This window comes from Pontimicrobium sp. MEBiC06410, from assembly GCF_053601615.1.
In genome coordinates this window covers 70,835-94,530 of the sequence record NZ_JBSHNT010000161.1, presented here as the reverse complement: position 1 = coordinate 94,530, position 23,696 = coordinate 70,835, and the positions used below count along the sequence as shown (strand labels likewise).

The window sequence follows — 23,696 nt, the reverse complement described above, 5'->3', positions numbered from 1 at the left end:
GCGAGTATTAATACTATAAATAATTGATAGTATCTTAAATATAGTCTAACTTCGTATGGCTATTACTAAAAGAAAACAATACACTTGAAAAAGGTACTTCTTATTATATCTGTTATTTTTTCTCAATTTATATTTGCTCAAGGCGAAGGTAATATTTGGTACTTTGGTTTTAATGCAGGGTTAGATTTTAATGTAGATCCTCCTGCAGTATTAACTAATAGTAGTCTATCGTCTAACGAAGGTTGCGCTTCTATTTCTGATGCCTCTGGAAATCTTCTTTTTTATACAGAAGGCAATACAATTTGGAATAAAGACCATGAGATTATGAGTAATGGAGATGGGTTATTAGGTAACCCTTCTGCTACACAATCTTGTATAATTGTAAAAAAACCAGAAGACAATAACACCTATTTTGTATTTACACTAGATTTTGAAGCGGGAAATAATGGTTTTAGATATTCTGAAGTAAATATGGTACCAAATAATGGACTAGGTGTGGTATTAGTTGCTAATAAAAACACATTATTACTAGATACTGTTACAGAAAAAGTAACGGCAGTTCAGCATGCAGATGGCATAAACACTTGGGTGGTTGTACACGGTTGGAATAATAATAACTTCTACGCTTATTTAGTTACAAGCTCTGGTGTTAGCGATACTCCTGTAATAAGTAGTGTTGGGCCAATAAGTAATGGCGTAAACCAAAACACTGTTGGCGCATTAGTCTTTTCGCCAAACGGAGAAAAAGCAGCAATGTGTAATAATAGAAACGAAACTATTTTGTTTGACTTTAATGCAGATACAGGAGTTATTAGCAACCCAATTACAATAAATAATAAATCTAATACATACGGCGCAGCCTTCTCCCCTTTAGGGAACTTTTTATATACTTCTAATTTTAGTAATACAATCTTTCAATACAATTTAAATGCTACCAACATTCCAGCTTCAGAGTTTGTGTTATCTACGAACCAAAATATTCAATATGGACAATTACAACTCGCGCCAGACGGTAAAATATATATAGCAAAATCTGGAAGTAATACTTTAAGTACTATAACCTTCCCTGAAAACATTGGTAGCAGCTCAATTCTCAATGTGAATGCTATAGACTTAGCAGGAAAAGCTAGTGGCCTTGGTTTACCGGCTTTTGTTCAATCTTTCTTTTTTGTGCTACTCTCCTACCAAAAAGATTGTTTTGGAGACGAAACTCAATTCTTTTTTAATAATACCGTAGATGCTATTGCATGGAATTTTGGAGATGCTACAAGTGGAGTTAACAATAGTTCAAATAACCTTCAACCAACACATGTCTTTTCCGCTCCTGGTATTTATGAAGTTACAGCAACAGTAACAAAAGGTAATGTTGTTTCTATAGAAACCATAGAAGTAGAAATTTTTCCGTTACCAGAAATAACACCTATTGTTCAATTAAATCAATGCGATGATAATACAGATGGTGTAAGCCCATTTAACTTGCAATTAGCGAATAACTTAATTACAGATAACAACGCTTTGGTAATTACTTATCATGAAACATTAAACGATGCAGAGCATAATATTAATTCTATACTTAATGAAACTGCTTATAACAATCAAATTCCAAGTCTAGACACTGTTTGGGCTAGAGTAGAAAATAATAATGGTTGTTATGACGTTTCTCAAATAGATTTAGTGGTTTCCGTATCACAAATTCCTGATACATTTCATAGAGATTTTTTTGAATGTGATGATGATACAGATGGAGTTGCTGTTTTTAATTTCAGCACTATAGAAAACGATATTATTGCATTATTTCCAGCAAACCAACCTATACATATAAATTACTATAGCACCCTTACCGATGCTATTACAGAAACCAATGTTATAGAAGATATTACTAATTATGAGAATATAAACTCTCCTACACAACAAGACATCTACGTTCGTATAGAAAATGAATTAAACGATGAGTGTTTAGGTTTAGGCCCTTACATTACATTAAATGTTCTACAACAACCTCAATTTCAGTTAAACACACATGCCATTATATGCATGGACGACACTCCTAATTTAACAGTAGGCATAACCAATTCTCTAAATACTTATCAATACACTTGGACTAACAGTTTTGGAGAAATTACTAGTACAGAATCATCACTAACAGTTACTAGTGGCGGGACTTATACCGTTATTGCAACTTACGATTATGGTAATGGGTACATTTGCGAATCTATACCACATACCATTACAATTGAAGAATCTGCAATAGCAATACTAACACCTAACAGTATTGTTATAAATGATGGATCTGCCAACAATTCTCTAACTATACTACCTAGTACAATAGGTTTTGGAGATTATGAATATGCTTTAAATAATAGCTTTGGCCCTTATCAAGACTCGCCTTTTTTTGGTAATGTTCCAGCTGGTGCGCACACAATTTTTGTTAGAGATAAAAACGGTTGTGGTACAAGTAGTATTACAATATATGTTATAGGTTTTCCTAATTATTTTACACCAAATAACGATACTGTTCACGATTTTTGGAATATAAAAGGGTACTCTCCTTCCATTTACAAGAAAACTACCATATATATTTACAATCGTTATGGTAAATTATTAACTACAATCTCTCCACTTTCTTATGGTTGGGATGGCACACTTAATGGTAAACCACTCCCATCAACAGATTATTGGTATACTATAGAACTTACAGATCATAATAATAATCATAGAAATATAACTGGGCATTTTAGTTTACTTAGATAATGCTCAAATGCCTACAAGTAGTATATAAAACACTTTTACTTTCATAATTTATAGGCTAACAAAACTTACATTAGCTACATATTAAAGGGGTTAATGATTTAGTTAATAACTCCTGTTAAAAGCACTTCAAAAACCATAGTAAATTTCCTATTTTGCACCGTTGTAAATCCTATAAAATTTAGATATAAGTGAAAGTCTGTATTGCCGAGAAACCAAGTGTTGCCCGCGAAATTGCTGCTGTATTAGGAGCTAGCACCAAGCGTGATGGCTATTTTGAAGGCAATGGTTATGCTGTAACTTACACCTTTGGTCATTTATGTACACTTTTTGAACCCAACGATTATAAACCTTACTGGAAAAGTTGGGATTTAAACAATTTACCCATGTTACCAGAAAAGTTTCAAACAAAGGTGGTAGACAATGATGGTATTAAAAAGCAATTTAATATTGTAAAAAGTTTATTTGATAAAGCAGAATTAATTATAAACTGCGGGGATGCTGGGCAAGAAGGAGAACTTATACAGCGCTGGGTTATTAATCAAGCCAATTACAAAGGAGAAGTTAAACGATTATGGATTTCATCATTAACTACAGAAGCTATAAAAGAAGGGTTTCAAAACTTAAAACCTTCCGAAAATTACGATAACCTATACTACGCAGGTTTTTCTCGCGCTATAGGCGATTGGCTTTTAGGTATGAATGCGACCCGTTTATATACTGTAAAACATGGAGGCTACAAACAAGTACTATCTATAGGGCGCGTACAAACCCCTACATTAGCTATGCTTGTTAACCGTTTTAAAGAGATAGAAAACTTTAAACCCCAGCCCTATTGGGAGTTGCAAACATTATATAGAGACACCTTATTTAGTTACGAGGAGGGCCGCTTCCTAAAAATGGAAGATGGAGAAAAGTTAGCCAATATTGTAAAAGAACACGATTTCGAAATTGTATCTATTACCAAAAAGAAAGGTAATGAGTATGCTCCAAAATTATTCGACTTAACAGGTTTACAAGTGTATTGTAATACTAAATTTGGATTTTCGGCAGACGAAACACTAAAAATAGTACAAAAATTATACGAGCAGAAAGTTGTAACCTACCCAAGAGTAGATACCACCTTTTTACCAAACGATATTTACCCTAAAGTGCCAGGCATACTTCAAAAATTAACAAATTATGCTACATTAACGCAACCGCTTTTAGGAAAAACTATTAAAAAATCGAAAAAGGTATTCGATGATAAAAAAGTAACCGACCACCACGCCATTATACCAACAGGAATACAAATAAACCTACAATACAACCAAAAACAGGTTTACGATATTATAACCAAACGTTTTATAGCGGTATTTTATCCAGAATGTAAAGTATCTAACACAACCGTAATTGGAAAAGCAGAAACTGTAAATTTTAAAACCACAGGAAAAGAAATATTAGAAAAAGGTTGGCGTGTTGTTTTCGAAGATGCAAATGCAAAAACTAAAGAGTCTGGAATATTACCTACATTTGAAAAAGGCGAAAAAGGCCCGCACGAGCCTTCTTTTTTAGAAAAGAAAACAAGTCCACCAAATCAATATACAGAAGCCTCACTACTTCGGGCTATGGAAACTGCGGGGAAACAAGTTGATGATGATGAGATGCGAGAACTCATGAAAGAGAACGGAATTGGTCGTCCCTCTACGCGTGCCAATATTATAGAAACACTTTTTAAACGTAAATACATAAAACGAAACAAAAAACAAGTTTTACCAACAACAATAGGCATTCAACTCATAGATACGATACAAAACCAATTATTAAAATCGGCAGAATTAACTGGGTCTTGGGAAAAACAATTAAAAGAAATTGAAAAAGGAAATTATAATGCAGGAAGCTTTATAAAACAGATGAAACGTATGGTAGACCATCTAGTATACGAAGTTCGTAGCGAAACTAAAAAAGCTAATATTTCTCATGTTACTGCAAAACCTACTCCTGTTAAAAAGGCTTCTAAAAAAACAAACGCTAGTATTACAAATGAGAGCTGCCCTAAATGTAAAAAAGGACAGCTTATAAAAGGTAAAACCGCTTATGGTTGTAGCGAGTTTAAAGCAGGATGCCGTTTTATGTTACCTTTTAAATTTAGTGATAAAACCATTTCTGAGAAGCAATACATTCGTTTATTACAAAAAGGCTCTACTGTAAATTTAAAGGGCTTTAAAACCGAAACTGGTAAAGTGGAAGGCTTATTACGCTTTGATGATGATTTCAATATAAAATTAGAGCCTAAAAAAACGACAACAAAAGCGACTAAAAACACTACTAATGATACCTTAATTTGCCCTAAATGCAAAAAAGGTGAAGTTATAAAAGGAAAAACAGCTTATGGCTGCAGCGAATACAAAACGGGTTGCGATTTTAGATTTAGTTACGATACAATTCGTGAAAAAGCAAAAGGACAAACCATAACCAAGGCTTTAGTTTACACTATTTTAAATGGCAACTAAAACACACCAACACTTTAAAATATTTAAACCTTACGGCATGTTAAGCCAATTTGCTAGTAATTCTACACAGCAAAAACGTAAAACATTTCTTGGTAAACTTGGCGAATTTCCAGAAGGCACGATGCCTATTGGTAGACTCGATGAAAAAAGCGAAGGTCTACTCCTACTCACTACAGATGGTAAATTAAGCAATTACATAAATAGTAGCCATATAGAAAAAGAATACTATGCGCAGGTAGATGGAATTATTACAGATGATGCTATAACTAAACTTAAAAACGGTGTAGAAATTGGTTTTGATGGCAAAAAATACCAAACCAAACCCAGTAAAGTTTTTACATTTGAAACACCACCCGATTTGCCTGTACGGTGGAAAAAAATTAGAGATGAACGCCACGGCCCTACCTCTTGGGTATCTATAACGCTAACAGAAGGTAAATTTAGACAAGTACGAAAAATGACATCTGCGGTTGGTTTTCCTACGTTGCGTTTAGTACGTATTCGTGTTGGGGATGTTTTTTTAGATGGTATGGCTGTTGGAGAAGTCAACAGCATTAACCTAGACAACTATAGTTTATAATTAACGATATATTATTACTCTAATAAGATAAATCCCCTTAATTTTGCAGCTTAATACACTATTAATATGCGACGCATTACACATTGGCTTTACGATTACTTAATTTCTATAGAAGTGTCTAAAACTATAGCTACCTATTTAAATATGTTAGCACTACTACTTGCTTTATTAATAATAGTATTTATAGTAGATTTTATAGTTAGACGGCTTTTAATAAACGTTTTTAGCAACTTTGCTGCCCGTACTAAATCTAATTTTGATGATATATTAGTTAAAAACAAAGTTCCAAGAAATATAGCCCACATTATTCCGTTAATTATTGCTTTAGAAGCGACGCCAACTGTTTTTGTTGATTTTCCTTTTATAGAAGGCAAAATAGAAAAAGCATTTAAAGTTTTTGGTATTATTTTAACGTTGTGGATTGCTAGAAGTTTATTAAACTCGTTAAAAGATTTTTTTAAGACTATTCCTCGTTTAAAAGATAAGCCTGTAGACAGTTACATACAGGTTTTTATGATTTTTGTATGGATAGCTGGCTTTATTCTAGCTTTTGCTATAGTTACAGATATGTCTGTATGGAAATTTATGACTGGGCTTGGCGCAATTTCGGCAGTTATTATTTTAGTTTTTAAAGATACCATCCTTGGTTTTGTTGCTAGTATTCAAGTCTCTATAAACGATATGGTAAGAATTGGAGACTGGATTACTTTTGAAAAATATGGTGCCGATGGCGATGTTACAGAAATTAATTTAGCAACTGTAAAGGTTCAGAATTTTGACAAAACCATTACAACAATTCCAACTTACGCTTTAATTTCTGATTCTTTTAAAAATTGGCGAGGTATGACCAATTCTGATGGTAGACGTATTAAACGTGCTATAATTATAAAACAAAGTAGTATAAAATACTTAACGCCAGAAGCTATAGAATCTCTAAGAAAAATATCGTTAATTACAGAGTATTTAAACAGTCAACAAAACAAAATAAACGACTACAATACTTTAAATAACATAGATAAAAAGTTATTAATAAATGGTAGAAACCTAACGAACATTGGTGTTTTTAGAAAATACATAGACAGTTATATTAATGAACACTCTGGCATTAATAAGGATATGATGATTATGGTAAGACAATTACCTCCTACTTCTCAAGGTATTCCTTTAGAAATTTATGCTTTTAGTAGCGATAAACGTTGGGCTAATTATGAGTACATTATGGCCGATATTTTCGATCATATCTTAGCGGCTGTTTCTTACTTTGATTTAGAGGTTTTTGAGCTACCAAGTTCTATTAAGAATTTTAATACTACTGTAGTAAACTAAAGTTTTATTTAGGCATTAATCGAAAATACGTCCGTAATAATTAAGGTCTACAATTTCCCCTTTCGTGGTTTTATAATCTCGTCGTATGGTACCTTCTAGCTTGAAATTGTTTTTTAATATTACGCTTATGCTTCCTAGGTTTTTACTGCTTGCTCTACAGAGTAACTTTTTAAAGTGGTACTTGCTAATAATAGATTTTATTACTAAACGCATTGCTTTTGTTGTAATGCCTTTTCCTTCGTAATGCTTATCTATAAACAAACCTAACTCCGCTTTAGGAATACTCCAATCGATATTTTTAACATCTACTAAACCAACAAAATCATTAGTTGTTGTATCTATTATTATAAAAGGTAAATATGTTTTGTTTGTAATTCTTTCTTCAATTTCCCTACAATAGGCTACAGTATCTTCAAAAGTTTGAGTTCTGGAAACTGTTCCTGCAAAAAAATCTTCAAGACGTACTCTATTATTTTCTATTAAATTAAAAAAGGCTTTATTTTCACTCGATTCTAATAGTTTAATCTTATAATTATCAAATTGCATACAACAAAATTATTAATTAAGTCTAAATTACTATTTCTCTCGCCCTTTTAAAACTGAAACTACATCTTTTAATTTAAATCCTTTAGCTTGCAACAACATTAAGTAATGAAACAGTAAATCGGCACTTTCATTTAAAAACAGGTTATCGTTATTATCCTTAGCTTCAATAACAACTTCTACTGCTTCTTCCCCAACCTTCTGTGCTATTTTATTAATTCCTTTTTCAAATAAAGAGGCTACATACGATTTTTCTCCAGTTGCATTGGTGCGCCTATCTTCTATAGTATTTTCTAATTTAGATATAAAACCATACGACTCCGTATTAGTACTATTCCAGCAGGTATCTGTTCCTTTATGGCATGTTGGTCCTTCTGGTTTTACTTGTATTAATAAAGTGTCATTGTCGCAATCTTGCTCCATACTTACTAGATTTAACACATTTCCGCTTTCTTCTCCTTTGGTCCAAAGTCGCTGTTTTGTTCTGCTATAAAAGGTTACTAATTTAGTTGTTTTGGTTACTTCTAACGCTTTCTCATTCATATATCCCAACATTAATACGGTTTTGGTATTTACATCTTGAATGATAGCTGGAATTAATCCGTCGTTATTTTTATTAAAATCTATAGTCATAATTTACCTAATGTGTTGTTTTGTAATTGTAGCTTCTCGATACTATTTTTTTGCGCCTCAAAAATCACTCTGAGCGACGTTTTTAATTTACTTTTATAATTCTTTTACTTGCTTATAATCGTACTGGAATGTTATTTTGTTTTAATGTTTCTTTTAATTCTAAAATTGGAATTTCTCCAAAGTGAAATACACTCGCCGCTAAGGCTGCATCTGCTTCCCCTACTTTAAACGTGTCTACAAAATGCTGAATGGTGCCTGCTCCGCCAGATGCTATTATTGGTATATTTAAGGTATTAGATAGTTTTGCTAAGGCTTTGTTTGCAAATCCTGCTTTTGTTCCATCATTATTCATGGAGGTAAAAAGTATTTCTCCTGCACCTCGTTTTTCGACCTCCTTTGCCCAATCAAATAAGTTTAATTGTGTGGGTATGCTTCCTCCTGCTAAATGTACAATCCATTCGCCAGCTATTTGTTTTGCATCTATAGCTACTGTGATGCACTGACTACCAAATTTACCTGATAGTTCATTTATTAATTCTGGGCGTTTTACTGCTGAGGAGTTTATAGATATTTTATCTGCTCCTGCTTTTAAAAGCCTATCTACATCTGCTATTGATGAGATTCCTCCTCCTACGGTAAATGGTATGTTAACTTGTTCTGCGACATTTAAAACCATTTCTAAGGTTGTGTTTCTCCCTTCTAAAGTTGCCGATATGTCTAAAAACACTAATTCGTCTGCTCCGTTTTTGGCATATTGTTTTGCCAATTCAACAGGGTCGCCTGCATCTATTAAATTTACGAAATTCACTCCTTTTACTGTTCTTCCGTTTTTAATATCTAAACATGGTATTATTCTTTTTGTTAGCATATTTATCTCCTGTAAAAACAGGACTCTTTTTAAATTAGTTTATCATTTTCATTTTAATAATAGTTCTCTATGCATGGTAGAACTATTAATTATTCAATATAAAATGCTCTAGTTGTTTTAAGCTTATTTTATTCTCATAGATAGCTTTACCTATAATTACTCCTTCGCATCCTAATCCTACTAGTTTTGGCAACTCGCCGTAAGACGAAATGCCTCCTGATGCAATTAATTTTACAGTGCTACTTATGTTGGAGTCATTGGTTATTACTGTTGCTTGATTAATTATTTTATTATAGGTTTTAAATGATGGGCCTTGCAACATACCATCTTTAGAAATGTCTGTACATATTACATATTGTATTCCTTTTTTTAAATAGTTTTTAATAAAGGGTATTAGCTCTAGATTACTTTCTTCTTGCCATCCATTGGTTGCAATTTTCCCTCCTGCTGTATCTGGGTAAAAGTCTGCTCCTAAAATAATTTTACTGGCTCCATAATTGGTTATCCATGTTTCAAAAAGTGCTGCATTTTTTACTGCTATGCTTCCTCCTGTTATTTGATTTGCTCCAGAATTAAATGCTATTTTTAAATCTTCGTTAGTTTTTAAACCGCCTCCAAAGTCTATTTTTAAATTAGTTTTTGAGGCTATTTCTTCTAATGTTTTATAGTTTACAATATGTTTTGCTTTTGCGCCATCTAAGTCTACTACGTGTAAATATTCTATACCGCTTGCTTCAAATTGTTTGGCTATTTCAAGTGGGTTTTCATTATATACTTTTTTTGTGTTGTAATCGCCTTTTGTTAGGCGTACACATTTACCGTCTATTATATCTATTGCTGGTATTATTCTCATATTCGTTTCCTGCGTAGGCAAGACTCTATTAATTATTAAACTTAAATTTTGTTAGTACTTTGGTTTCGCTTGGTACAACACTTATAATAATGGAATGTAAAATATATTCTATGTGTTTTTTTAAAGTTGTGTTATTTATAACTCTAGAAAGTTTTTTAATAGTTGTTCGCCTGCTAAGCTGCTTTTTTCTGGGTGAAATTGTACGCCATAAAAGTTATTTTTTTGCAATGCTGAAGCATAGTTTAATCCATAATTAGTTATTGCAATGGCTTCGCTACAATTTTCTGCGTAATAACTGTGTACCAAATACATAAATTCGTTTTCTTTTATATTTTTAAATAGTTTGGTTTTTAATGTTGTTATTGTGTTCCACCCCATTTGTGGTACTTTTACTTGGTTTGTAAATCGTTTTATTGTTACATTAAAAACGCCAAGGCCTTTAGTGTTACCTTCTTCTGTACTGTTACATAATAATTGCATTCCTAAACAGATGCCTAAAACGGGTTGTTTTAACTGGGGGATTAGTTGGTGTAATCCACTTTCTTTTAATTTTTGCATTGCTGAGCTTGCTTCTCCTACTCCTGGAAATATAACTTTATCTGCTTTTTTTATTTCTTCTGGATTGTTTGTTAGTTTTGCGTCTACTCCTAACCGTTTAAAAGCAAATTGAATGCTTTTTATATTTCCTGCTCCGTAATCTATTATAACTAGTTTCATTGTTAAGCTTTTGGCTATCGGCTTTTTGCTTTTAGCTAATAGCTAACCGCAAAAAACTAAAAGCAATTTTTATAATACGCCTTTTGTTGATGGTAATATCATTTTTTCTACATCGCGTTTTACTGCCATTTTTATTGCTTTTGCAAAGGCTTTAAATATGGCTTCTATTTTATGGTGCTCGTTTGTTCCTTCTGCTTTTATGTTTAGGTTACATTTTGCGCCATCGCTAAACGATTTAAAGAAATGCATAAACATTTCTGTTGGCATCTTACCAATCATTTCCCGTTTAAAATCGGCTTCCCAAACGAGCCAATTTCTTCCTCCAAAGTCTATTGCTACTTGAGATAGACAGTCGTCCATTGGTAAACAAAAACCATAGCGCTCTATTCCTAATTTGTTTCCTAATGTTTCTGCAAAAACTTCTCCTAATGCTATTGCGGTATCTTCTATGGTATGGTGCTCGTCTACTTCTAAATCGCCTTCAACTTTTATATTTAAATCTAATTGCCCGTGTCTAGAGATTTGATCTAGCATGTGATCGAAAAATGCAATTCCGGTATCTATACTACTTTGTCCTGTACCATCTAGATTTAATGTTATATCTATTTTAGTTTCGTTAGTATTTCGTGTAATGTGCCCTGTGCGTTCTTCTGCTTTTAAAAAGCTATAAATAGCTTCCCAATCGTTACTTTCTAAGGCTATGTGTGCCTCTAAATCACTTCTTTTTACAGTAATTTCGTCTGTTCCTAAGTGGGTTTCGTCATTTATATAAATACCTTTAGAGCCTAAGTTTTTTGCTAATTCTATATCGGTTAAGCGGTCTCCTATTACAAATGAGTTTGCTAAATCGTATGCTTCTGAAAAATATTGTGTTAACAGTCCTGTATTTGGTTTTCGGGTTGGTGCATTGTCTCGTGCAAAGGTTTTATCTATAAACTGTTCTTTAAAGGTAATTTCTTCTGCTTCAAATGTTTTTATAATAAAATTATGTACTGGCCAAAAGGTGTTTTCTGGATAAACTTCTGTTCCTAATCCATCTTGATTAGTAATCATTACTATTTCGTAATTTAATTCTTTTGCTATTCTTCCTAAGTATTGAAATACTTTGGGGTAAAATTCTAATTTATCGAAAGCATCAATTTGCTCATCTGCCGGTTCTTTTATTATCGTGCCGTCTCTATCTATAAATAATACTCGTTTCATATTTTATTTCCCGAGAAAGCGGGAGTCTTTGTTTTATTTTCGTTTTCACATAGGGTTGAAAACCTTATTATACTTTATTGCCTTTTTAATTGTTTTAAGGCATATATTAATTTTTTATTTTCAGAAAATGTTCCTACTGTTATTCTTAAACAGTTTTCGCATAATGGTTGTTTGGTTCTGTTTCTTACTACAATACCATGTTTAATTAATCCTGCATAGCGTTTATTTGCATCGTCTACTTTTATTAAAATAAAATTAGCGTCTGTTGGATATATTTTTTCAATAAAAGGTATTGCTTTTAAGGACTGTATTAATTTTTCGCGCTCTTCAAGTATTACACCTATTTCTCTATTTAATCCTTCTTTGTAAAGTAATAGCTTAGCTGCTCTTTGCTGTGTTAATTCATTTATATTATAAGGTGGTTTTATTGTGTTTAGTATTGTTATAATTTCTTTTGATGCATAGCAAATACCTAAACGTATTCCTGCCATTCCGTAAGCTTTAGATAATGTTTGTGTTACAATTAAATTAGGGTACTTTTTTAATTTACCCAACCAACTTTCTTCTTCTGTAAAGTCTATATATGTTTCATCTATAACCACAATTCCATTAAATTCTTTTATTATTTTTTCTATTTTACTGCTTTCAAAACTATTGGCTGTGGGGTTATTAGGCGAACACAAAAACAATATTTTAGAATTCTTATTTGCGGCCTCTAAAATGGCTTCTACTCGTGGTTGAAAGTTTGCATCTAATGCTACTTTTATAGTTGCTATATTGTTTATGTTAGCCAATACTTCATACATTCCGTATGTTGGTGGTAGCGTAATAACATTATCTATTTTAGGTTCGCAAAATGCTCTAAAGATAAGATCTAACACTTCATCACTACCGTTTCCTAACATAATATGCTGAATATTTATTTTTTTTATGCTGGACAATAATTCTCTAACTTTATAGTGTTGAGGGTCTGGATAACGGTTTACACCATTATTAAATGGGTTTTCGTTAGCGTCTAAAAAAATCATATCCTTTTTTAAACCTTCAAACTCATCTCTTGCTGAAGCATATGGTTGTAATGTTTTTATGTTTTCTCTTACTAATTCTTTAATATTCATAATTTTGGGGTCTTATAATTTTACATTTACACTATTTTGAGGGATTTTTAAATTCTTTTATTTAAACAATATCTTTTAATCTAATGCTTACTGCATTTTTATGTGCCTGCAAGCCCTCTGCTTCTGCCATTAACTCTATAGTATTCCCAATATTAATAAGGCCTTGCTTTGTTATTTTTTGAAATGTTATACTTTTAGTAAAACTATCTAGATTAACACCTGAATATGCTTTAGAAAAACCATTAGTTGGTAATGTATGGTTGGTGCCTGAGGCGTAATCTCCTGCACTTTCTGGTGTATAATTACCTATAAATACAGATCCTGCATTAGTTATTCTGTTTACAAATAAATCTTCGTCTTCCATACATATAATAAAGTGCTCTGGACCATATTCATTAATTAACTCCAAAGCGGTATTATTGTCTTCTACATATATTAATTTTGAATTATTTATTGCTTGTTCTGCTATTGTTTTACGTGGTAGGTTATTTATTTGCTCTCTAATTTCATTTAATACTGCTTTAATTACTGTTTTTGAAGTTGATACTAAAATGACCTGGCTATCTACACCGTGTTCTGCTTGGCTTAATAAATCTGATGCTACGTATGCTGCATTTGCACTATCGTCTGCAACAACCAATAGTTCGCTAGGTCCTGCTGGCATATCTATTGCTACACCGTATTTAGTGGCTAATTGTTTTGCTACTGTTACAAATTGGTTTCCTGGTCCAAATATTTTATATACAGCAGGAATAGTTTCTGTTCCAAAAGTTAATCCTGCTATTGCCTGTATGCCTCCAACTTTTATAATTTTTGTTACTCCGCATAATTGTGCTGCATACAGTATTTCGTTAGCTATTTTCCCATCTTTATTTGGTGGTGTACATAATATTAATTCTTTACAGCCTGCTATTGTTGCTGGTACTGCCAACATTAATACTGTAGAAAATAATGGTGCTGTTCCTCCAGGAACATATAAGCCTATTTTTTCTATTGGTCGTTTTTCTTGCCAACAGGATACGCCTTCTTGTGTTTGCACCGAAACTACACTTGTTTTTTGTGCTTTATGAAAGGTTTCTATATTAGTTTTTGCTGTTATTATGGCTTCTTTTAATACTTGTGGCACTAATACTGAAGCGGCTTCAACGGCTTCTTTAGTTACTATATTTGTTTTTAAACTGGCTCCATCAAATAGTTCTGTATACTTTTCTATGGCTTTATCTCCATTACGTTTTACATCTTTAAATATTTGATTTACTGTGGTTTCTATATCGTTTACTGTTTGTGTTGGTCTTTGCAAAATTGCATTCCACTCGCTTCTTTCGGGATTTATAATTGTCTTCATTTTCTTTTAGGAATTAATTCTATTATTAAACAACCATTTTTTCTATTGGACAGACTAAAATACCTTGTGCTCCTTTTTGTTTAAGTTCGTCTATAACTTCCCAAAATGCATTTTTATCTAAAACAGAATGTACAGAACTCCAACCTTCTTCTGCCAATGGTAATACTGTTGGGCTTTTCATTCCTGGAAGACTACTTATTATGTCTTGCAATTTATTATTTGGAGCATTTAATAGAATGTATCTAGAGTTCCGGCCTTTTAATACCGATTGTATTCTAAATTGAAGTTTTTCGAGTAGGGTTTTATTATTGTTGGATATTTTTGGAGATACTGCTAACACTGCTTCAGATTGTAATAGTACTTCTATTTCTTTTAATCCATTTTTAAATAGTGTGCTTCCACTAGAAACAATATCGCAAATACCATCTGCCAAACCTATATTGGGTGCTATTTCTACTGAGCCATTTATAATATGAAGATTTGCTGTAATACCATTTTTTTCTAAAAACTGATTAACTGTGTTTGGATAAGAGGTCGCTATTCGTTTTCCTTCTAAATCTTTTAAAGTGCTTGCTGTAGCTTCTTTTGGAACTGCTATAGATACTCTACATTTTGAAAAGCCTAAACGTTCTACTATGGGTAAATCGTCTCCTTTTTCTATTAATACGTTTTCGCCAATTATAGCAACATCTACTACTCCGTCTCTTAGGTATTGAGGGATATCTCCATTTCTTAGATAAAAAACCTCTAAGGGGAAGTTTTGAGCAGAAGCTTTTAATTGATCTTTTCCGTTATCTATAGAAACGCCAATGTCTTTAAGGATTTTCATTGAATCCTCATTAAGTCTTCCTGATTTTTGTACTGCAATTTTTAGTTTAGTCATTATTTCTACTTGTTTTTAAAGTATAGAACCAACCAAATTCGAGTAGAAACAAAAAACCCGTTTGATTGGCTCAAACGGGTTTTTTAAATATTTTGATTTTATTCAATACATTTTCATCTCGCTTGACTGCCAGTGTGAAAATGATGATGATGTAATTGAATAAATGTCATGTCTTTATTTTGTTATGCAAATATCTAAAAAAATATTTCATAAATCCTAATTTATATTATTTAAAACTATATTTTTAACATATAAAAAACTTAAACTTATGAAAATTAAACACTTATTAGTATCCCTTTCCTTAATTATTGTGTGCTCTTTTAACCTTAATGCCCAAGAGGATTCAAAAGTTATTTTAGAAAAGGCTTATGCTAAAGCAAAAAAAGAGAATAAAAATGTTTTTATAATGTTTCATGCTTCGTGGTGTGGTTGGTGCAAAAAAATGGATAAAAACATGATGGCTGATACTACTAAACAGTTATTTGAAGATAATTATGTTATTGAGCATTTAACAGTTATGGAATCTGCTAAAAATAAAGCTTTAGAGAATCCTGGAGCTCAAGCTTTCTTAGAGCGTTACAAGGGCGGACAAGCTGGTTTACCGTTCTGGTTGATTTTTGACAATAAAGGAAAATTAATAGAGGATTCTTTTAATGCTAAAGGAGATAATTTGGGTTGCCCTGCTACTCCTGAGGAAGTTGCTGAGTTTGTAAATAAACTAAAAGCTTCTTCTAAATTAACGGATGCCGATTTAAAAATAGTTAGCAAGCAGTTTATTATAGAAAAATAATTGGCTATTATATATAAAAAAATCGATGCTTAAAAGCATCGATTTTTTTAATTTTAAAGTTTTTCTTTTTATTGATTCCCTAATATTATTGGCATTCCACTATCTCCAGAGCCTATAACAATAACTTTACTGTTTGAAGATTCTGATAGTTTTATTGTTGCTTCAATACCTTTATCTTGAAGAATTTTATCTGTTAAAGAGGCGCTTAATATTTTATTTGCATCTGCTTTACCTTGTGCTTCAATACGTTGTTTTTCGGCTTCTTTTTGAGCTGTAACCAATCTAAACTCGTACTCTAAAGATTCCTGTTCTTGTTTTAGTTTACGCTCTATGGCTTGCTTAATTGTTGGAGGCAATGTTACATCGCGTACTAAAACAGAGTTTAATTGAATGAATTGTGGTTCTACAATTTTTTTAGTTTCTTCATAAATTTCTTTTTGTATAGCATCTCTTTTAGTAGAGTACAATTGTTCTGGTGTATAACGCCCAACGACACTTCTTGTTGCCGAACGTATTGCAGGGATAATAACGCTTTGTAAATAGTCTTCTCCTCTTGTTTGGTGTAACTGCGCCACATCTGCAGACCTTGCTTCATATAATACTGATGCGTCTAATTTAATTTCTAATCCATTAGATGATAATACAGACATTTCTCTTTCAAATAACTCTTGTTGTCTTACATTATATACAAATACTTTATTCCAAGGTGCTATTATATGAAATCCTTCTCCTAAAGGAGCTTCGTCTACTACAACACCACTTCCTAGCGTTTCATACAAAACACCGCGCTCTCCTGAGCCTATTGTTATTGCAGATTTGGTAAGTATAATAAGTAATATTATCCCAATTACTACTAAGGGTACTATAATTTTTGGTAATTTTTCCATTATTTTTAGTTTAGATTAATCCGTTATATTTCCTTAGAAACCATTCTATTGCTAAGGTTAGTATGATTAGAAATAAAAGGTATTTCCAATCTATTAAAGGTACTATATTTTTATTGCTCTTTTGTATAGGTAAATATCGTTGATTGTTTAATAAATCGTTTGTTATATTGTTATAATTTGCAATAAAATAACTCTGCCCATTACTATTAGTAGCCAACTGTTGTAGTTTTGTTACATTGGCATTTAAAAATTGTTGTTCTACGTTATATTCTAGTATTTGAAATTGCCCAGATTTAGAAATAGCTTCACTAGACGCTTTTACTGTAAATGAGTATTTTGATGCTGGTAAATTACTTAAGTCTACTTGGTAATTGTTGTTTTTTAGTATAAATGGTATTGTTATTACTTTTTCTGTTTTTTTATCTTTTACTATTATATTTAAATTCTCTTTTGCATCAAATTCATAGTTTTTATTAAAAAACTGAGCTTTAACTATAACATTTGTATTGCCTTGATAGAAAGACTGGTATTCTATATTTAATCTATTTTTACGTTTATTTGAGGCTAAATATTGTACTAGTTTCCCTATAAAATTATCAAAATTATTAAAGCTTTGTGTGTTTATAAAACTTTGTGCTCTCCATTTCCAGATGTTTTCTCCAAATAATATAGCTTCTCGCCTATTGTTAGTTTCAAATGTAGCAAGCAGAGGTTCTTCTGTATCAAAACCACTTACTTTTTTATACAGTATAGTTTCTGTAGGAACTTTAAAGCTTGGCGCTCCAAAAGATGATGCTAATGGTGGAAAGGATTCAAAATCTAAATCTTCAACAATAAAAGCGCTATAGTTTGAGTTTAAAATAGCTTGATAGTCTTCTGTTTGAGAGGTTACATCTTGCGTATAACTTTCAGCTTCTAGGTTTAAAAAATTCCAATCGGTTTTGGTTCCAGAAATTACAATTCTATTTTTATTTTCAGCATTTAGCACTTTATACAATTGCTTAAAGCTATTGTTTGGCTGATACAATATAATTAATTGAAAATCATTTAATTTACTAATTAACTCGTTTGGTTTTAAAAATACAACTTCGCGTTGCTCATTGCTTTCTATACTCTTTTTAATAGCTCCTAAATCTGGATGAAGCATTGTACTTACTACAGCTACTTTTGTTTTTTGATCTATAACCTCTACTGCAAAGTTTTTACTGTTATTTATTTTATTTTTTTCTGTTTCTACAGGTACTAATGTTGCTTTGTAACTTTGTACACCTACCGTATTTGCTGGCAAGGTAAAATTTATAACTTTAGAGTTATCGTCTTTTGTAAAGTTTACAACTTGCGAGTGCACAGTAGTATTTCCAGAGGTAACTATAAATCTTGTATTTTCTTTATTATTCCCATTATATACTAAAATTGCTTCTACTGGAAACTTATTTTTTAAATACGCATATTTATTAACGTTTAGTTGTTTTAACTTTAAATCTGTGTATTGTGTAGTATCTCCTAAAATTATTGGGTAAATAGATTGGTTATACCGTTTTGCAGAAAACAAATAGTCATTTCCATAGGTTTGGTTTCCATCGGTTATAACCAGCGTAGGCGAAATGGTGTTTTTGTATATTTGAGATAACTCTTTAAATGCTTTATTTATATTTGTTTTCTTCTCATTAAAGCTTAAGGAGTCGCTAATGTTTAACGTTTCTCCAAAAGAAAACACATTGACATTAAACTTTTCATTTAATGCTTTATCACTTGTTAATAATTCTAACAGTTTTTCGGCATTTTCCTCTTGTTTTAAGTGCTTAATAGAACTCGAGTTATCTACTGCTAGAATTAGATTTGGTTTTTCTGTATATACTTTAATCTGTTCAAATTTTGGGTTAATAAGTAACAGAAGGATTCCAAAAATGGATAAAAATCTTAAAAAAGCAAAAAGGGTATTCTTTTTAGAATTCCCTTTTTGTTTATATCGATATTGGAATAACGCAAGTAATAATGCTATTATTCCTGCAAGTATTATGTATAAAAGTGTTTGTGTTGTCAACTATTCTTTTACATTTATTAGTTCTAAAGAATCAAAAAAACGTTTTTGGCTCTCGTTATTATCATTTTCTTTAGTATAGATAACTTGTGCTAAGTACAGCTTAATACCCACTAGTAGTACTTTCATTTTTATAATATAGCCACCATCTATTTCTATTTTAACAAGTCTTCCTTTATAACCGTTAAAAGTAATTTTTTCGTCCATTATTAAAGTGCCTTTAGTATTAGTAACTGCTCCGTTTACGCTATTACTTAATACTTCTTCTTGTTTTTCGGAAGACTCTAATTTATTTGGAAAAAATGAAGCCGGATAGGCTGTAAAAGACGACATATAGATTAAATTATCATCATCGGACACCTGTAATGTATAGGTATTCATCTTTACAGTTCCTCTGTCTGTGGCCACATCGTCTTCTCCTTTTTCTGGCTCTTCAGGATAACTAATAATATAGGCTGCATCTACATCTTTAACTTTATACCAAGTAGAATCGTTTTGGGCTATAGATGTGCATACGCTGCATAAAATTAGTAGCGTTAATAAAATCTTTTGTTTCATAATATTATGATATTTAGTTAGGTAAGCATTCCGCCATCTACGTTTAGTGTCTGTCCTGTTACGTAAGCCGACATATCGCTAGCTAAAAACACACATACATTTGCAATATCTTCTGGCGTCCCTCCGCGCTTTAAAGGAATAGCCGATCTCCAGCTTTTTACAGTATCTTCATCTAGTTTTGCAGTCATTTCTGTTTCTATAAAACCAGGTGCTACAACATTACTTCTAATGTTTCTAGATCCTAACTCTAAAGCTACTGATTTTGAAAAACCAATAATACCAGCTTTAGATGCTGCATAATTTGTTTGCCCTGCGTTACCTTTTACACCAACTACAGAACTCATATTAATAATCGATCCTTTACGCTGCTTAAGCATGGTACGCTGTACTGCTTTCGTCATGTTAAAAACCGATTTAAGGTTTACTTCTATTACTTTATCAAAATCTTCCTCTCCCATTCTCATTAAGAGGTTATCTTTTGTTATTCCTGCATTATTAATTAAAACATCTATAGAACCAAATTCTTTTAAAACTTCTGCTGACAACTCTTGAGCTTCATCAAAACTTGCTGCATTACTTTTATAGCCTTTTGCTTTAACACCTAAAGCATTTAGTTCTTTTTCTAATTCGTTAGCTGCGTCTACAGACGAACTATATGTAAAGGCTACATTAGCGCCTTGTTGTGCGAAAATTTGAGCGATTCCTTTTCCTATTCCACGACTTGCGCCTGTTATTATAGCTGTTTTACCTTCTAATAATTTCATGTGTTTTTATTTAGTACTTTTTAACTTACATACTATCTTCTATAAATCACTCTTTAAAATGATGTGTTTTTTAGTATACAAGCTACATTTTATATTTAGGTTTTATTAGTATATCAAATATAACAATTACTCGTTGTTATGAATAAAAAAAGCCCCACAATTTACAATTAATTGTGAGGCTTTAGTTATGAATAGATTTTTACATTATTCTATTCTATAGTTTATAAGCACTAAGTATTATAACTTAACTGCTTCTGGTTTTTCGTAATTAAATAAATAATCTACATCCATTTCCTGCACTTCTCCTAACTTTTTAAGGGCTTTGAAATCGATATCTTTTTTATTACCTATTACCATAACATTGTAGTTTTCTCCTTTAATGTTTTTATTAAAGAAATCTCGTAGATCTTCCATTTTCATGTTTTTAATGGCATTGTACATTGCCTCACGATTATCGTTCTCTATTCCTAATTTCTTTAATCTTTCGTAACTCCAAAATACATTAGATTTTGTAATACGCTGCGCTGCTAATTTTTTTAATGTTGCTTCTTTTGCTGCATTAAATTGATCTTCTGCTTCTGGCATATCACTCATTAAGTTCATCATTGCATCTACTGCTTCTGGCATTTTATTAGCTTGTGTACCAATGTAAGCCATTACATAGTTAGCATCTCCTTTTTTACGTGCTGTTGAGTAGTTAGACCAAGCTGAATATGCTAATGATTTTGATTCACGAATTTCTTGAAAAACTATAGACGATAATCCTCCTCCAAAATAGGTATTAAATAATGTTGATGCAGCCATGTTTTCTACTTTAAAAGGTTCTCCTTTTGCTAAAAACATCATTTCGGATTGTACCATATCGTAATCAACAAAATAAACATTTCCTCCTGTTTCCTTTTCTAAGTAAGTCATTGCTTCCGGGTACTCTTTTAAGTCACTTGAAACGTTATGAAACTTATTTAATGCTGTTACTGCAGAATTAACATCTTTACCATAATAAAACATACGTTGTTTGTAGTTTTTCATGCCTTTTGTTAATTCTACCAACTCTTGTGGGTTTATAGCATTTAATTCACTCACTGGTATAATATTACGTAATCTTGAATTTTCACCATATTTAGCAAAATTTAATAAACCAGATCTTAAAATACTTCCTTTACTTGTTTTATTATTTTGTCTTCCTTTTGCTATAGATTCTACATATTTACTATATGCATCCTCGTCTGCAACTGCGTTTTCCCACAAATGCTCTAACAATTCTAAGCCTTTAGGTAAGTTTTCTTTTAAACCACTTAACCCAACAAAAGTTTGCTCTCCTCCTGCATTAACAGAATAATCTATTCCTAGTTTATAAAACTCTTTCTTTAATTCTTCTGCAGAATATTTATCTGTTCCAAGGTATGCTAAATATCCAACGGCTAATCCTAATTTTTTATCATTATCACTTCCCATATCGAAAATGATGTTTAAGTTAAATAAATCATTAGTTTCATTTTCTATGTAAGATACATTTATACCATTATCGGTCTTTGTTTCTTTTATTGCAGAAGTATAGTCTACATAAACAGGCTCTAATGGTTTTGATTCCATTTTATTAAAATTCTTCATATATTCTGAAGATTTATCTCTGTTTAAGTTAACTGGTGTAATTCCTGGGTTTGAAACTTTTACAATGTTTTTATCTTCACCTTTACGCTTGTAGGTTACAACATAGTTATCTTTATAAAATTCATTAGCAAATGCTACTAATTCTTGTTTAGTAATAGCTTTTAAATCGTCTAAAAACTTTACTTTATTAGCCCAATCTTCATGATGAATAAATGCATTGTAATAAGCTGATGCTAAAGCTGTACTGTTTTCATATTGTTGCAATTGAGATTTTTTAAGGTCGTTAACAACAGCTTCAATCATCCACTCTTCAAACTCTCCTTTCTTTAATTTATCAATTTGCTCTAATAATAACGTTTTAACTTCATCTAAAGATTGTCCTTCTTTTGGAGAGCCTCTAAAGCTATGGTAACCATAATCATTTAAAAAAGTTGGTGAGCATCCTGCACTTTGTACTACTTGTTTTTGATTTAAGTTTAAATCTATTAAACCAGCATTTCCATTTGCCAAAATCATATCACACAGTGTTACAAACTTCTCATCTTTTGTATTAACACCTCCTGAACGAAATGCAAGCCCAACACTTTCTGCTGTAGGCCCAAAGACTTCTTTAGTTACAACTGATGTAATTGGTTCTTCTTTTGGAAGTACTGGATGTGTAACGTCTTTCTTTTTAAGCTTACCAAAAGTGTTATCTACTTCTGCTATTGTTTTATCAAAGTCTAAATCTCCTACTAATACCATTGCCATATTATTTGGCACATAATATTTATCAAAATAATTATTAATGTCTACTAATGATGGATTTTTAAGGTGCTCTGCTGTTCCTATTGTTTTTTGTTGTCCATATGGATGATTAGGGAATAAGCCTTCTAACATTGCTGCATAACTTTTTCTACCATCATTATCTTGACCTCTATTAAACTCTTCAAATACAGCTTCTAGTTCTGTATGAAACAAACGTAGTACTAATTGACTAAAACGCTCTTCTTCTAATGTTAGCCACTTACCTAACTCGTTAGCAGGAATTTTATTTTTATATACAGTTTCTTCAAACCATGTATGTGCATTAGTTCCTGTAGCCCCTAATGAACTCGTCATTTTATCGTATTCATTAGCTACAGAATATTGTGATGCTTCTAACGATACTTCATCTATTTTTCTGTACAGTTCTAATTTTTTATCTGGATCTGTTTCTGCTCTATGCTGCTCATATAAATCGGAAATTTGATCTAGGTAAACCTTTTCTTTTTCCCAATCTAGGGTTCCTATTTCATCGGTTCCTTTAAACACCATATGCTCTAAATAGTGTGCTAATCCTGTAGATTCTTTAGGATCGTAATTAGAACCTGCTCTAACAGCAATATATGTTTGTATTTTTGGTTCATCTGTGTTTTTACTCATGTATACCTTTAATCCATTATCTAAAGTATATAAGCGTAATCCCGTTGGGTCATTAGCAACGGTTTCGTAACTATAACCATTAGCATCTGTTTTTGCTTCCGTATTGTAAGCCATTGCCGAGGTTTTAGTTTCGTTACCTTTTTTACAGCTGTAGACGAAAGCAACAACCGCAAGCATAATAACTAATTTTAAGTGCTTCATTTTTTGATAGTTTTTTGTTTAAAAAAAAGTTCGTTAGCTAATGTACAGCCAACGAACTTATAACGTTTGTTTATTATAATTATTTTAACAATTTTTAACTATTAAAACAACTTATGTATTTATTTTAGCTA

General features: G+C 31.7%; 19 protein-coding genes. 5 read left to right on the top strand and 14 right to left on the bottom strand.

Annotation, left to right across the window (positions count from 1 at the left end; translation table 11 throughout):
* Positions 1-84 precede the first annotated feature (84 nt).
* The 4 genes from ACVC08_RS14950 (at position 85) to ACVC08_RS14935 (ending at position 7,146) form a co-directional block, all read left to right on the top strand.
* Positions 85-2,751: a T9SS type B sorting domain-containing protein gene (locus tag ACVC08_RS14950; RefSeq protein ID WP_452602624.1), complete on the top strand. Its 2,667-nt coding sequence runs from the start codon at positions 85-87 to the stop codon at positions 2,749-2,751.
* 188 nt (positions 2,752-2,939) lie between these two features.
* Entirely contained in the window at positions 2,940-5,240 is a 2,301-nt protein-coding gene (locus ACVC08_RS14945) for a DNA topoisomerase 3 (RefSeq protein ID WP_452602623.1), read from the top strand.
* The gene (locus ACVC08_RS14940; protein ID WP_452602622.1) at positions 5,230-5,820 is read left to right on the top strand and encodes a pseudouridine synthase; all 591 of its coding nucleotides are present in this window, start codon (positions 5,230-5,232) and stop codon (positions 5,818-5,820) included. Before ACVC08_RS14945 ends, ACVC08_RS14940 begins: the two co-directional genes overlap by 11 nt.
* Before the next feature lie 66 nt (positions 5,821-5,886).
* Entirely contained in the window at positions 5,887-7,146 is a 1,260-nt protein-coding gene (locus ACVC08_RS14935; protein ID WP_452602621.1) for a mechanosensitive ion channel family protein, read from the top strand.
* A gap of 15 nt (positions 7,147-7,161) precedes the next feature.
* On the opposite strand, the gene ACVC08_RS14930 is transcribed toward ACVC08_RS14935, so the two are convergent.
* From ACVC08_RS14930 to hisG, 9 genes are all read right to left on the bottom strand, one after another.
* Positions 7,162-7,692: a GNAT family N-acetyltransferase gene (locus ACVC08_RS14930; protein ID WP_452602620.1), complete on the bottom strand. Its 531-nt coding sequence runs from the start codon at positions 7,690-7,692 to the stop codon at positions 7,162-7,164.
* 30 nt (positions 7,693-7,722) lie between these two features.
* Positions 7,723-8,322: a bifunctional phosphoribosyl-AMP cyclohydrolase/phosphoribosyl-ATP diphosphatase HisIE gene (gene hisIE / locus ACVC08_RS14925; protein WP_452602619.1), complete on the bottom strand. Its 600-nt coding sequence runs from the start codon at positions 8,320-8,322 to the stop codon at positions 7,723-7,725.
* Positions 8,323-8,434: 112 nt separating this feature from the next.
* Positions 8,435-9,190, bottom strand: coding sequence for an imidazole glycerol phosphate synthase subunit HisF (gene hisF / locus ACVC08_RS14920; RefSeq protein WP_452602618.1), 756 nt, complete (start codon positions 9,188-9,190; stop codon positions 8,435-8,437).
* Between the two features lie 85 nt (positions 9,191-9,275).
* Positions 9,276-10,043 carry a 1-(5-phosphoribosyl)-5-[(5-phosphoribosylamino)methylideneamino]imidazole-4-carboxamide isomerase gene (hisA, locus tag ACVC08_RS14915; protein WP_452602617.1) on the bottom strand — a complete coding sequence of 256 codons (768 nt, stop codon included), beginning with the start codon at positions 10,041-10,043 and terminating at the stop codon, positions 9,276-9,278.
* Between the two features lie 135 nt (positions 10,044-10,178).
* Complete coding sequence (hisH, locus tag ACVC08_RS14910; protein ID WP_452602616.1) at positions 10,179-10,760, bottom strand: imidazole glycerol phosphate synthase subunit HisH; 582 nt, start codon at positions 10,758-10,760, stop codon at positions 10,179-10,181.
* 69 nt (positions 10,761-10,829) lie between these two features.
* Positions 10,830-11,963: a bifunctional histidinol-phosphatase/imidazoleglycerol-phosphate dehydratase HisB gene (gene hisB / locus ACVC08_RS14905; protein ID WP_452602615.1), complete on the bottom strand. Its 1,134-nt coding sequence runs from the start codon at positions 11,961-11,963 to the stop codon at positions 10,830-10,832.
* A gap of 74 nt (positions 11,964-12,037) precedes the next feature.
* Positions 12,038-13,081 (bottom strand): histidinol-phosphate transaminase, encoded by a 1,044-nt coding sequence (hisC, locus tag ACVC08_RS14900; protein ID WP_452602614.1) that lies wholly within the window; start codon positions 13,079-13,081, stop codon positions 12,038-12,040.
* Positions 13,082-13,142: 61 nt separating this feature from the next.
* Entirely contained in the window at positions 13,143-14,426 is a 1,284-nt protein-coding gene (gene hisD, locus ACVC08_RS14895; protein ID WP_452602613.1) for a histidinol dehydrogenase, read from the bottom strand.
* 25 nt (positions 14,427-14,451) lie between these two features.
* Entirely contained in the window at positions 14,452-15,309 is an 858-nt protein-coding gene (hisG, locus tag ACVC08_RS14890; protein ID WP_452602612.1) for an ATP phosphoribosyltransferase, read from the bottom strand.
* Positions 15,310-15,577: 268 nt separating this feature from the next.
* On the opposite strand from hisG, the gene ACVC08_RS14885 reads away from it, so the two are divergent.
* Positions 15,578-16,099 carry a thioredoxin family protein gene (locus ACVC08_RS14885; protein WP_452596566.1) on the top strand — a complete coding sequence of 174 codons (522 nt, stop codon included), beginning with the start codon at positions 15,578-15,580 and terminating at the stop codon, positions 16,097-16,099.
* A gap of 68 nt (positions 16,100-16,167) precedes the next feature.
* On the opposite strand, the gene ACVC08_RS14880 is transcribed toward ACVC08_RS14885, so the two are convergent.
* From ACVC08_RS14880 to ACVC08_RS14860, 5 genes are all read right to left on the bottom strand, one after another.
* Positions 16,168-16,986 (bottom strand): prohibitin family protein, encoded by an 819-nt coding sequence (locus tag ACVC08_RS14880; protein WP_452602611.1) that lies wholly within the window; start codon positions 16,984-16,986, stop codon positions 16,168-16,170.
* 10 nt (positions 16,987-16,996) lie between these two features.
* Positions 16,997-19,030: a vWA domain-containing protein gene (locus ACVC08_RS14875; protein ID WP_452602610.1), complete on the bottom strand. Its 2,034-nt coding sequence runs from the start codon at positions 19,028-19,030 to the stop codon at positions 16,997-16,999.
* Positions 19,031-19,585 (bottom strand): hypothetical protein, encoded by a 555-nt coding sequence (locus ACVC08_RS14870; protein WP_452602609.1) that lies wholly within the window; start codon positions 19,583-19,585, stop codon positions 19,031-19,033.
* A gap of 17 nt (positions 19,586-19,602) precedes the next feature.
* The gene (gene fabG / locus ACVC08_RS14865; RefSeq protein WP_452602608.1) at positions 19,603-20,349 is read right to left on the bottom strand and encodes a 3-oxoacyl-[acyl-carrier-protein] reductase; all 747 of its coding nucleotides are present in this window, start codon (positions 20,347-20,349) and stop codon (positions 19,603-19,605) included.
* A gap of 237 nt (positions 20,350-20,586) precedes the next feature.
* The gene (locus ACVC08_RS14860) at positions 20,587-23,565 is read right to left on the bottom strand and encodes a M16 family metallopeptidase (protein ID WP_452602607.1); all 2,979 of its coding nucleotides are present in this window, start codon (positions 23,563-23,565) and stop codon (positions 20,587-20,589) included.
* Positions 23,566-23,696: the final 131 nt, after the last annotated feature.